This is a genomic window from Streptomyces sp. CBMA152 (assembly GCF_014596475.1).
Classification (GTDB): Bacteria; Actinomycetota; Actinomycetes; order Streptomycetales; family Streptomycetaceae; genus Streptomyces.
On record NZ_MECJ01000030.1, the window covers coordinates 135,370 to 147,705 of the forward strand.

The 12,336-nt window shown below is 70.8% G+C and carries 12 protein-coding genes; 9 read left to right on the forward strand and 3 right to left on the reverse strand.

Annotated elements, in window-relative coordinates; all coding sequences use genetic code 11:
- Positions 1–5 precede the first annotated feature (5 nt).
- Entirely contained in the window at positions 6–476 is a 471-nt protein-coding gene (locus BG418_RS31215) for a metallopeptidase family protein (RefSeq protein WP_188277398.1), read from the reverse strand.
- A 273-nt stretch (positions 477–749) separates the two neighbouring features.
- On the opposite strand from BG418_RS31215, the gene BG418_RS31220 reads away from it, so the two are divergent.
- The 8 genes from BG418_RS31220 to BG418_RS31255 all read left to right on the forward strand — a co-directional run bounded on the left by BG418_RS31220 (position 750) and on the right by BG418_RS31255 (position 9,681).
- A complete protein-coding gene (locus tag BG418_RS31220) occupies positions 750–1,169 on the forward strand; it encodes a DUF3499 domain-containing protein (protein WP_188277399.1) in 420 nt (139 codons plus the stop codon).
- A gap of 330 nt (positions 1,170–1,499) precedes the next feature.
- Positions 1,500–2,861: a phosphomannomutase/phosphoglucomutase gene (locus BG418_RS31225; protein ID WP_188277400.1), complete on the forward strand. Its 1,362-nt coding sequence runs from the start codon at positions 1,500–1,502 to the stop codon at positions 2,859–2,861.
- Positions 2,862–3,095: 234 nt separating this feature from the next.
- Complete coding sequence (locus BG418_RS31230) at positions 3,096–3,278, forward strand: Trm112 family protein (RefSeq protein WP_188277401.1); 183 nt, start codon at positions 3,096–3,098, stop codon at positions 3,276–3,278.
- A 108-nt stretch (positions 3,279–3,386) separates the two neighbouring features.
- Entirely contained in the window at positions 3,387–4,529 is a 1,143-nt protein-coding gene (locus tag BG418_RS31235; protein ID WP_188277402.1) for an SIS domain-containing protein, read from the forward strand.
- Positions 4,530–4,696: 167 nt separating this feature from the next.
- Complete coding sequence (gene manA, locus BG418_RS31240; RefSeq protein WP_188277427.1) at positions 4,697–5,863, forward strand: mannose-6-phosphate isomerase, class I; 1,167 nt, start codon at positions 4,697–4,699, stop codon at positions 5,861–5,863.
- A 69-nt stretch (positions 5,864–5,932) separates the two neighbouring features.
- Positions 5,933–6,898 (forward strand): cation diffusion facilitator family transporter, encoded by a 966-nt coding sequence (locus BG418_RS31245; RefSeq protein ID WP_188277403.1) that lies wholly within the window; start codon positions 5,933–5,935, stop codon positions 6,896–6,898.
- 348 nt (positions 6,899–7,246) lie between these two features.
- A complete protein-coding gene (gene ahcY, locus BG418_RS31250; RefSeq protein WP_188277404.1) occupies positions 7,247–8,704 on the forward strand; it encodes an adenosylhomocysteinase in 1,458 nt (485 codons plus the stop codon).
- Positions 8,705–9,063: 359 nt separating this feature from the next.
- Positions 9,064–9,681: a hypothetical protein gene (locus tag BG418_RS31255; RefSeq protein WP_188277405.1), complete on the forward strand. Its 618-nt coding sequence runs from the start codon at positions 9,064–9,066 to the stop codon at positions 9,679–9,681.
- Here BG418_RS31255 and BG418_RS31260 read toward each other — a convergent pair.
- A complete protein-coding gene (locus BG418_RS31260; protein ID WP_188277406.1) occupies positions 9,678–10,760 on the reverse strand; it encodes an RDD family protein in 1,083 nt (360 codons plus the stop codon). The genes BG418_RS31255 and BG418_RS31260 overlap by 4 nt on opposite strands.
- A 141-nt stretch (positions 10,761–10,901) precedes the next feature.
- Here BG418_RS31260 and BG418_RS31265 point away from each other — a divergent pair, with 141 nt between their 5' ends.
- Complete coding sequence (locus tag BG418_RS31265) at positions 10,902–11,909, forward strand: stage II sporulation protein M (RefSeq protein WP_188277407.1); 1,008 nt, start codon at positions 10,902–10,904, stop codon at positions 11,907–11,909.
- Positions 11,910–11,989: 80 nt separating this feature from the next.
- On the opposite strand, the gene BG418_RS40175 is transcribed toward BG418_RS31265, so the two are convergent.
- A partial coding sequence (locus tag BG418_RS40175) for a hypothetical protein (RefSeq protein ID WP_223185704.1) occupies positions 11,990–12,336 on the reverse strand: 347 nt, incomplete at its 5' end.

Genomic DNA, 12,336 nt, shown 5'->3' on the forward strand with positions numbered 1-12,336 from the left:
TGCGGTCAGTCCTGTCCGTAGCGCGGATCGACCGATTCCGGTGCGAGGCCGAGGAGTTCGGCGACCTGCTCGACCACGACCTCGTGGACGAGCAGGGCCCGTTCGTCACGGCTCTTGGTGCGGATCTCGACCGGCCGCCGGTAGACGATGATCCGCGCGGGCGACCCCTTCGCCGCGGGCAGCGCCCGTCCCAGTGGTACGGCCTCGTCGCTCCAACTGTCGTCGTCGCTCTCGGGGAGCGGCACGTCGGAGACGAGGAAGTCGACGTCGGCGAGTTGCGGCCAGCGCCGCTCCAGCCGCTCCACCGAGTCCCGCACGAGGTCGCGGAAGGTCTCCGACCGGCTGACCGAGAGCGGTACCTGGGGCGGCGCCACGGGTCCGCGCATCCCGCGGCCGTGGCGGTCTCGGCGGCGCGGTCGCGGGCCCGCCGGTACGGAGTCGGGGCCGGAGCCGATGTCGGAACGGGAACTGTCCATCACTGACGCAGCGTAGCCCTCCGGGGCTCCCTGCGATCGCGGCGGCGGCCCGTGGAAGGCCATGTCGCGAGATGACCATTTCGCTCCCGCTTGAGAGCGATTACCGGCCCATACAAGACAGCGGATTTCACGCCGTTTGACCGGAAGATTCTCAAATGCGGAACGTAATCGGTCCCGTCACACACCGTGTCGCTCTCTTCCCGTGCAGGTCAGCCCAGTTGCTCCAGGAGCCGCTGTGCCCGGGCTCACACCGCGACACGGTGGAGTGACCCGGTGGAGAGTCGTCGCGGCCCGCTCAAGAGTGCGGTACCGTCCAACGTCGTGAGCCCTGTACGTCGCTGTTCGCGCACTGCGTGCGGCCGCCCTGCCGTCGCGACACTGACGTACGTCTACGCGGACTCGACCGCAGTCCTCGGCCCGCTCGCCACCTATGCCGAGCCCCACTGTTACGACCTGTGCGCCGAGCACAGTGAACGCCTCACCGCGCCCCGCGGCTGGGAGGTCGTCCGCCTGACCGACTCCTCCGCCCCGGGCCGCCCCAGCGGCGACGACCTGGAAGCGCTTGCCAACGCGGTACGCGAGGCGGCCCGCCCGCACGAACGCGCAGCCGAGGCGGGCGGCGGCCGGTCCGCCGACCCGATGGAAGTCACCCGCCGGGGCCACCTGCGCGTTCTGCGGTCGCCGGAACCCTGAGCCTGACATTCGGTTGCGGGCGGGTACGGGTACGCGTTGCCGGGCGGTCGCGGGTGATGGCCGGTCGCCGGTTGCCGGTGGTTTGCGGGCGCTGACGGGCCCGGGCGGCCTGACCTTTCGGACGACCGCGACCCTGTGCGGCTGGACTTCCGGACGACCCCGACCCCCTGCGGCCAGGGCTTCGGACGACCCCGATCTCCTGCGCACCCCCACGTTTTCCACAGGTTCCCGAGCCGCCCTCCACAGGGGTCGCTGCCCCGACAGTCCCAGCCGGTAGCCTCGGTCCAGGGGGCCGCATGTCTCCCCAGGTGACTTCAGAAGGGTTGGACCGTGGCTGCTGATCTGTCGCAGATCGTGAAGGCGTACGACGTCCGCGGGGTGGTGCCGGATCAGTGGGACGAGTTGCTGGCGGAGCTGTTCGGAGCGGCTTTCGTGCAGGTGGTCGGTGCCGACGCGATCGTGGTCGGCCACGACATGCGCCCGTCGTCGCCGGGTCTGTCCGCCGCCTTCGCGCGCGGTGCGGCCCGTCAGGGCGCCGATGTCACCCTGATCGGCCTGTGCTCCACGGACCAGCTGTACTACGCGTCCGGGATGCTGGACCTGCCGGGCGCGATGTTCACCGCGTCCCACAACCCGGCCCAGTACAACGGCATCAAGCTCTGCCGGGCGGGCGCGGCCCCGGTCGGCCAGGACACGGGTCTGGCCGAGATCCGTACCCTCGTGGAGACCTGGACCGAGTCGGGCGCGCCGGAAGCGGCCGAGCGGACCGGCACGCTGAGCGAGCGCGACACGCTCACCGACTACGCGGCCCACCTCAAGTCCCTGGTCGACCTGAGCGCGATCCGCCCGCTGAAGGTCGTGGTGGACGCGGGCAACGGCATGGGCGGCCACACCGTTCCCACGGTCTTCGAGGGCCTGCCGCTGAGCGTGGTCCCGATGTACTTCGAGCTGGACGGCACCTTCCCGAACCACGAGGCCAACCCCCTCGATCCGGCCAACATCGTCGACCTCCAGGAGCGCGTGCAAGCCGAGGGCGCCGACCTGGGCATCGCCTTCGACGGCGACGCGGACCGCTGCTTCTTCGTGGACGAGCGCGGCGAAGGGGTCTCCCCGTCCGCCGTCACCGCCCTGGTGGCGGCCCGCGAACTGGCCAAGCACCCCGGCGGCACGGTCATCCACAACCTGATCACCTCCTGGTCGGTCCCGGAGGTGGTCCGCGAGAACGGCGGCACCCCGGTCCGCACCCGCGTCGGGCACTCCTTCATCAAGCAGGAGATGGCCAACACCGGTGCGATCTTCGGCGGCGAGCACTCCGCGCACTACTACTTCAAGGACTTCTGGAACGCCGATACGGGCATGCTGGCGGCCCTCCACGTCCTGGCGGCCCTGGGCACCCAGAAGGCCCCGCTCTCCCGCCTGGTGGCCGCCTACGACCGCTACACGGGCTCCGGCGAGATCAACTCGACCGTCACCGACCAGAGGGCCCGCACCCAGGCGGTCCGCGAGGCTTTCGCCACCCGGCAGGGCGTCTCCATGGACGACATGGACGGCCTTACGGTCACGACGGCCGACTGGTGGTTCAACCTGCGCCCCTCCAACACCGAACCCCTCCTTCGCCTGAACGTGGAAGCCCGCGACGAGCCCACGATGGCGAAGCTGCGCGACGAGGTGCTGGCGCTGGTGCGGGGCTAGGCCCTTCGTCTCCCGGGTGGCGCCTGGGCGTGTGTGTTCGGGCGTGCGTGTCCACGCGCGCGTGCCCGGCCCCGGGCGCCGTCCGAGGCCGGTCGGCGCGAGGCCGCCCCGCCCCGGCCGATGACGCCACCCGGGGAGCCCGGGCGTCCCCCCGGCGGTAGGCTGACGAGGCCTGATCCACAGACGCGTCCGCGCACGCGTCCACGTATACGAAGACGTCCCGGAAGGACCCCCATGCCGCTCGAAGCCGGCCTTCTCGACATCCTCGCCTGCCCCGCCTGCCACGCGCCGCTGAAGGACGCGACGGCCGAGGAGACGCCCGAGCTGGTCTGCACCGGCAAGGACTGCGGCCTCGCGTACCCGGTCCGCGACGGCATCCCCGTGCTCCTGGTGGACGAGGCCCGCCGCCCGGCGTGACGTCGGCCCGTACCTCGCGCACGGCCCGCACGGGCTCTGCCCGGCGCGGCGCCTGAGCCCACAACCGAGTGACCCGGAACCCCGATCCCACCCCGGAGGCCGCCGAACATGCTCGATGAGTCGCTCCTCGACGCGCCGGAAGCCCTGGCCCGCGCCGACCGCCGCGGTCTGCTGCGCGGCGCCGCCGAGGCCGGCGCCCGCGTCCGTACCGCCGCCCGGCACGCCGTGGAGGCGGGCATCACGGAGCTGCAGCCCGAGGGCCGCCCCCGAGCCGTACTCGTCGCGGGCCCCGGCACCGCCGCCGCAGGCGTGGCGGACCTGGTGACGGCGCTGGCGGGCGCCTCCGCCCCCGTCGCCCACCTCGCCTCGACCGGAGTGGCCGCCGCCGCGGGCGCGCTGCGCTGGAACCTCCCTGGCTGGGCAGGCTCGGTCGACCTCCTTCTCATCACGACGACGGACGGCAGCGAGCCGGGCCTGGAGGTCCTGGCCGAGCAGGCGTACCGCCGGGGCTGCACGGTCGTGGCCGTCGCCCCGAAGAGCTCCCCACTCGCCGAGGCCGTCGACGGCGTGCACGGCCTGGTCGTCCCGCTGGCCACGGCCCCGCACGAGCTGTACGAGGACGGGAGGACCCCGGCCGCCTCCCCCAGCGCGCTGTGGGCCCTGTTCACCCCGATCCTGGCGCTGCTGGACCGCCTCGGGCTGATCTCCGCGCCGCCGGAGACGCTGGAGAAGGTCGCCGACCGCCTGGACCGCACGGCGGAGCGCTGCGGCCCGGCCATCGCCACGTACAGCAACCCGGCGAAGACGCTCGCGACGCAGCTCGCCGACTCGCTCCCCCTCATCTGGACGGAGGGCGAGGGCGCCGTTCCGGCGGGCCGCCGCTTCGCGACCGTACTGGCCGAGCTCGCGGGCCGTCCCGCACTGGCGGGCGAGCTGCCCGAGACCCTGGCCTCGCACGGCATCCTGCTCGCGGGATCGCTCGCGGCCGGAGCCGACCCGGACGACTTCTTCCGCGACCGCGTGGAGGAACCCGCGGCGCTGCACGCCCGTGTCGTACTCCTGCGGGACCGCCCGGCAGGCGGCCTCTCCGCCGCTCCGGCCGCGCGCGAACTCGCCCTGAGCCACGACGCGCAGATCAGCGAACTGGAGCCCGAGGAAGGCACCGAGCTGGAGTGCCTGGCGGAGCTCCTGGCCGTCACGGACTTCGCGACCGCCTACCTGGCCCTGGCCTCGACACCGCTCCCGACGTAAGCCGGGCGCTCGAAGTCGTGCACCAGCAGCCGTGGGAAGTCGCACCCGAGCCGATGCCGGAAGCCGTACAGGAGCCGGCGTCGGGAGGCTTCACGCGGCGTCGGCCGACCGCACACCGGAATCCGTAAGCGATCACAAGCGATCACGTGAAAGAGACCACGCGAACCATGGACCGCCTCGCCAACACCGTGCGCCCCTACGCCTGGGGCTCCACGACCCTCATTCCGGAACTGCTCGGCACCGCTCCCACCGGCGAGCCCCAGGCAGAGATGTGGATGGGCGCGCACCCGGGCGCACCGTCCCGTGTCGACCGTGGCGCGGGCGAGGTCCCGCTCTCCGACGTGATCGCGGCCGATCCGGCGGCGGAGCTGGGCGACGCGGCCGTCGCCAAGTTCGGCCCCCGTCTTCCTTTCCTTCTCAAAGTGCTGGCGGCAGGCGCCCCCCTTTCCCTTCAGGTCCACCCCAACCTCGGCCAGGCACAGCGGGGTTATGCCGCCGAGGAGCGCGCGGGCGTGCCGCTCGACGCCCCGCACCGCAACTACAAGGACGCCAACCACAAGCCCGAGCTGATCTGTGCTCTGACAACGTTCGAGGGCCTGTGCGGGTTCCGCGCTCCCCAGGAATCCGCGGACCTTCTCGCCGCGCTCGATGTGGACTCCCTCAAGCCGTATGTGGATCTCCTGCGCGCCCACCCCGAGGACGCGGCGCTGCGTGAGGTCCTGACGGCCGTACTGACCGCCGACCCGCGGGACATGGCGGCGACGGTGACCGAGGCGGCGGCCGCCTGCGCGCGCCTGGGCGGTGACGCGTACGACGCGTACGCCTCGCTCGCCCACCACTTCCCGGGCGACCCGGGCGTCATCGCGGCGATGCTCCTGAACCACGTACGGCTCCAGCCCGGCGAGGCCCTGTTCCTCGGCGCCGGCGTCCCGCACGCGTATCTGAGCGGCATGGGTGTGGAGATCATGGCCAATTCGGACAACGTGCTGCGCTGCGGCCTGACCCCGAAGCACGTGGACGTCCCCGAACTCCTGCGCGTCGTCCGCTTCGAGGCGGCCGACCCGGGCGTGCTGCGCCCGGAGGCGTCGGTGACCGGCGAGGAGGTGTACGAAACCCCCATCGACGAGTTCCGGTTGTCCCGTTTCGTACGCGCGCAGGGCGCCGCTCCGACCAACCTGTCGGCGCCCACTCCGCAGATCGTGCTGTGCACGGCGGGCGCGGTGGAGATCGGCGGCGTACCGCTGACCCCCGGCCGGTCGGCCTTCGTCCCGGCAGGCGAAAAGGCCGAACTGTCCGGTACGGGTGCGGCATTTCGCGCCACTGTCGTGGCCTGATGCGACAATGTGCCGCCGTATGGCGGCACCTGGGCGGCCGCGACACCGACGAAGGGAACACGTGCACCCATGAGTGCGTCAGGCGGAACCAAGGCGATCGTGGCGGCGCTCGGCGCCAACCTCGCGATCGCGGTAGCCAAGTTCGTGGCGTTCCTCTTCAGCGGCTCCTCGTCGATGCTCGCGGAGAGCGTGCACTCGCTGGCCGACTCGGGAAACCAGGGTCTGCTGCTGCTCGGCGGCAAGAAGGCGCAGCGTGAGGCAACGCCTCAACACCCCTTCGGTTACGGCCGGGAGCGTTACGTCTACGCGTTCCTCGTCTCGATCGTCCTGTTCTCGGTGGGTGGCATGTTCGCCGTCTACGAGGGGTACGAGAAGATCAAGCACCCCCACCAGATCGACGCCTGGTACTGGCCCGTCGGCGTCCTGGTCTTCGCGATCGTCGCCGAGGGCTTCTCCTTCCGTACGGCCATCAAGGAGTCGAACGAGACGCGGGGCTCGCTCTCCTGGTCGCAGTTCATTCGCCGGGCGAAGGCCCCCGAGCTGCCGGTGGTCCTCCTTGAGGACTTCGGCGCTCTCATCGGACTCGTCCTCGCCCTCGGCGGCGTGGGTCTCGCGCTGCTCACCGACGACGGCGTCTGGGACGGCGTCGGCACCCTCTGCATCGGCGTGCTGCTGATCCTGATCGCCCTCATCCTGGCGGTCGAGACGAAGTCCCTCCTGCTCGGCGAGGCGGCCGGCACGGAGGAGGTCGAGAAGATCCGCACGGCGATCGTCGACGGCGACACGGTCACTTCCGTCATCCACATGCGCACGCTCCACCTGGGCCCGGAGGAACTGCTGATCGCCGCCAAGATCGCGGTCCAGCACGACGACACGGCGGCGGAAGTCGCCCACGCCATCAACGCGGCGGAGGCCCGGGTCCGCGAGGCCGTCCCGATCGCCCGGGTGATCTACCTGGAGCCGGACATCTACAGCGCGGCCGAAGCGGCGGCGGGCCCGGACCCTGCGGCGACGCCCGGCGGCACGGGCCACTGAGGCGCTCCACCGTAAAATTCCCCAACCTGTCGCCCGGGACGGGCTGGGGGCGGCTGGGCCGATCGGTGTAGATTCGTGACCAGAGCCAGACGTCGCTGCTGATGGCGGTCGGTCGGTACGCCACGCGCACCGGCCGAGGGAGAGAGGGCCTCCGACGGACTGCGCTGCGAGCGCGACCGGGCACCCCAGGGTGCCCACGGACACTCAGGTGTACGCCGGAGTGTCCACCCGGGCATTCCGTTGTCCGCGTCAGGTACCTGCCGGTGCCGACGTGGCACTCCGTATGCCCAGGTACGCCCGCAGACCTTCCGTACCCACCCTCGACCCACCCACGAGGAGCAGCTCGCCATGACGACTGTCGCCGCCGGCCAGGACTTCAAGGTCGCCGACCTCTCCCTCGCCGCCTTCGGGCGCAAGGAGATCACCCTCGCCGAGCACGAGATGCCCGGCCTGATGTCGATCCGCAAGGAGTACGCCGCCACCCAGCCGCTCGCCGGTGCCCGGGTCACCGGCTCCCTGCACATGACGGTGCAGACCGCCGTCCTGATCGAGACCCTCGTCGCCCTCGGCGCCGAGGTCCGCTGGGCGTCCTGCAACATCTTCTCCACCCAGGACCACGCCGCCGCCGCCATCGCGGTCGGCCCGAACGGCACCCCCGAGAACCCCCAGGGCGTCCCGGTCTTCGCCTGGAAGGGCGAGACCCTGGAGGAGTACTGGTGGTGCACGGAGCAGGCCCTCACCTGGCCGAACACCCCGACCGGCGGCCCGAACATGATCCTGGACGACGGCGGTGACGCCACGCTCCTGGTCCACAAGGGCGTCGAGTTCGAGAAGGCCGGCGCGGCCCCGGACCCGTCCACCGCGGACAGCGAGGAGTACGGCTACATCCTCACCCTGCTGAACCGCACCCTCTCCGAGAGCCCGCAGAAGTGGACCCAGCTGGCGTCCGAGATCCGCGGCGTCACCGAAGAGACGACCACCGGTGTCCACCGTCTGTACGAGATGCACCGTGACGGCACCCTCCTGTTCCCGGCGATCAACGTCAACGACGCGGTCACCAAGTCGAAGTTCGACAACAAGTACGGCTGCCGCCACTCCCTGATCGACGGCATCAACCGCGCCACCGACGTCCTCATCGGCGGCAAGACCGCCGTCGTCTGCGGCTACGGCGACGTCGGCAAGGGCTGCGCGGAGTCCCTGCGCGGCCAGGGCGCCCGGGTCATCGTCACCGAGATCGACCCGATCTGCGCCCTGCAGGCGGCGATGGACGGCTACCAGGTCACCACGCTCGACGAGGTGATCGACAAGGCCGACATCTTCGTCACCACGACGGGCAACAAGGACATCATCATGGCCGCGGACATGGCCAAGATGAAGCACCAGGCGATCGTCGGCAACATCGGTCACTTCGACAACGAGATCGACATGGCCGGCCTCGCGCAGATCCCCGGCATCGTCAAGGACGAGGTCAAGCCGCAGGTCCACACCTGGACGTTCGCCGACGGCAAGGTCCTCATCGTCCTCTCCGAGGGCCGCCTGCTGAACCTGGGCAACGCGACCGGCCACCCGTCGTTCGTGATGTCCAACTCGTTCGCGGACCAGACCCTGGCCCAGATCGAGCTGTTCACCAAGCCCGAGGAGTACCCGACCGACGTCTACGTGCTGCCCAAGCACCTCGACGAGAAGGTCGCCCGCCTCCACCTGGACGCGCTCGGCGTGAAGCTTACGACGCTCCGCCCCGAGCAGGCCGCGTACATCGGCGTCGAGGTCGACGGCCCGTTCAAGTCGGACCACTACCGCTACTGAGCCGCCACCCCGGCGGAGCTGGTCGGACCCTCGGTGAGGGTTCGAAGGGCCCGCCGGGACCGGTCGGTTCGGCTGCTCGGCCGGCTCGGCGCTTCGGCTGCCGGGCCGGCTCGGCCAGACCGCCTCTTACGGGTACTGGCGCTTGGGGGCGGCCACTTGGCCCGTCCTGAGTACGCGACCGTGACTTGGTGACAGGCCCAGGCCGCACAGCTTCAGAGCAGCTGCACAGCCTCAGCGCGCGGAGCAGACGTACAAGTCAGGCCCCCGGACCCCCGTGCCGGGGGCCTGACTTGTAGCCCGCTCCGTTGCCCGCCAAGGACAACGGTCCACCCCTACGCCCCCGAGGACCACGAGACCCCATGCCCCGCGGCCGGTATTCGCTCCACGATCCGCACGACCACACCCCCCTCGGCGAAGAACACTTCCACTGCGCACCCGGCCCCTCGGGCTGGCGCTATGTCTCCCAGATCACCACTCCTTCCGGCGAGCCCTCGGGCTCCGTCGACCTGGCCCTCGACGAACTCGGCCGCCCGATCCGTCTCGAACTCCACGCCGGCGGCTGGCAGGTACGGGGTGCCGCCCTCGACGGCGTCACCTGGGTCCGCACCGACCCCACCGGCGCTCACGCCACCGAAGGCAATGTCCCCGCCCACGCCTTCACCGGCATGTCCCCGGCATTCCTCATCGCCACGTCACGTCTGCTCCGCCTCACCCCCGGTTCCCCCGCGACACGCGTCCGCCTCGTCGCCTTCACCGACCCGGTCCTGGCCCCCCGCACCCTCGACCAGTCCTGGGCCTTGCTGAACAGTGAAGCGCACCCCACTGACAACGGCCCCCTGACCGTGGACGAATACCAGGTCAGCGCCCTGGACACGGGGGAGCAGCACACCGTTCACCTCTCCGGCGACGTGGTCCTCGCGGCGCCGGGAATCGAGCTCGAATCCCTCGAAACCCCGCCGTCGGCCTGGGCGCCCTAGGCAGGCGGTACGAACCCCGTGACGGGCGACGCGCCGACCCCTGCCCCGGTCTCCTGCACGGGCTGCGGCTCTGACGCAGAGGCCGGCTTCGGCCCTGACCCCGACCGAGGAAGCGGACCCTGCGCCTGCCCGACCCCCGGCATCGCGGGCGCGGTCACGACGGGTGGCACCCCCTGCGTCCCAGCAGCCCCAGCCGCACTCGGCGCGGCCCACCCCGGGGCTCCGGCAGGTGCGTCACGCTCGACAAGGGCTCCTTGCGCGGCCCCCTGAGTCACGCCGTGCGCGCCCCAACCACCGCCCGCATCGGCACCGCCGACACCATGCGCCCGCGCCGCCCCGAACGCCCGCCGCGCGTCCCGCGTCTGCCGCTCGCTCATCACCGCGGCCAGATACGCGGCCGGAGGCACGCCTGTCGGCGCGGGCACCCCCGTACGCGCCACCAAGTCATCGGCCAGCCGGACCGCCATCGTCCAGCTCACCTGCGCGTCCAACTGCCCCATGCGCGTCAGGTACTGCCGCACGGCCAGCCACAGCGAGTCCGGCACCCCGGACAGATCGAGCCCGGTGAAACGTCCCATCAGCCAGGGCGGGGGAGGAGGCAGGGCCGAGGTCCGCCCGGCGGGCACCTTCTCCCGTACGACCAGCGTCCCCGCGAACACGTCCCCGATCCGCCGCCCCCGTTCCGACACCAGCGACGCGATACAGGCGACAACCCCGAACGTCAGCAGGATCTCCACGACCCCCATCGCCCCGCGCACGAGCGCGTGCCGGAACCGGATCGGCCCGCCGTCGTCCCGCACCACCCGCAGCCCGCAGGCCACCTTGCCCAGCGACCGCCCGTGCGAGAGCGTCTCGACCGCTATAGGCGCGCCCACCAGTACGAGGACGAACATGGTGACGGATATCGCCGCGCGCGCAGCGTCGTCGAGCGAAGCAGTCGCCAGCAGCAGCGCGAACGAGACCACCAGGTAGGCGGTCCAGGCCACGGCCATGTCGATCACCAGCGCGAGCGCGCGACTGGGCAACCGTGCGGGACGCAGCCCCAACACGACCGCATCCCCCGTGACCAGCGCACTCACCGGCATCCACCCTTCATCGCACGTCACCTGAGCGACGACCTTCCCGGCCCCTCGGAAGCATCAGTCTGCCAAGCTGACCCGCAGCGCGCCGCAGTAGTAGTACGGACCGTACGCACCCAGTGCCTGGAGCAGCAGCCGACCATGGACCTCGATGTCTTCGTCACCGCCCACCACCCCGAGTGGGACCGACTGGAACACCTCCTGCGCCGCGGCCGCCGCCTGACCGGCGCAGAGGCCGACGAACTCGTCGCCCTCTACCAGCGCACCTCGACGCACTTGTCGCAGATACAGTCCTCGACCCCGGACCCGCAGCTCACGGCCCGCCTCACCCAACTGGTCGCGCGCGCCCGCGCCACCGTCACGGGCACCCGCCGGGCCACCTGGCGTGATGCCGCCGTCTTCTTGGCGGCCGGTTTCCCTGCCGCCGTCTATCGCGCGCGTAGATGGTGGATTCCGGCGGCGCTCGTCTCGACGGCTCTCGCCGCGATCATCGGCTGGTGGATCGGCACCCACCCCGAGGTGCAGTCCTCCATCGCCGCCCCGGGGACGCTCCGGGACATGACACGTCCTGGTGGTGAGTACGAGACGTACTACTCAAGCCACCCCGCGGCCTCCTTCGCCGCCCAGGTCTGGACGAACAATGCGCAGGCCACAGCGATGTGCCTGGTCATGGGTGCCTTCCTGGGCCTTCCCGTCCTCTGGGTCCTGTTCTCGAACATGCTGAACCTGGGCGTCGGCATCGGCCTCATGTCATCGGCCGGCCGCCTGGACACGTTTCTCGGCCTGGTCCTCCCGCACGGCCTCCTGGAACTGACCGCCGTCTTCGTAGCGGCCGGTACAGGGCTACGCCTGGGGTGGACCGTCATCGACCCGGGCCCCCGGAGTCGCCGCGACGCCCTCGCCGAGGAAGGCCGCGCGGCCCTGGGCATGGCCATCGGCCTCGCCCTGGTTCTCTTCGTCTCCGGCGTCATCGAAGCCTTCGTGACCCCGTCGAGCCTCCCGACCTGGGCCCGCATCACGACCGGCGTCGCCGCCGAGGCGGCATTCCTTACGTACGTATACGTACTCGGCGGCCGAGCGGCACGCGCGGGCGAGACGGGCGACGTCGAGGCACCGGGCCGAAGCGCCGCGCTCCCCACCGCCGCGTGATGTGCGTACGACCCCTCTGACCTGGTACTGTCCTCTTCGCCCACAAAAACCGTTGACACGGTCCGAGTGGGGAGGTAGATTCAAACGGTTGCGCGGAGCTGGACAAGCTCAAGCGCACTGGCTAACATCTCTCTCGCTCTCACCGGAAATTGAATTTCCGAAGAGCCCACCCCCGATTTGATTCGAATCAAGAAGCCGATTCGCTCGGCCGAAATGATTCTGATAGAGTCGGAACCGCCGGAAAGGGAAAACGCGAGAGCGAAGAACCTGGAAAGCGCCGAGGAAATCGGAACGGAAACGGTCTGATAGAGTCGGAAACGAAGGAAGCGCCCGGAGGGCCCGGAAACGGGAACAAAGGAAGCGTCCGTACCTTGAGAACTCAACAGCGTGCCAAAAGTCAACGCCAGATTGACAACCCCGGCCTGCC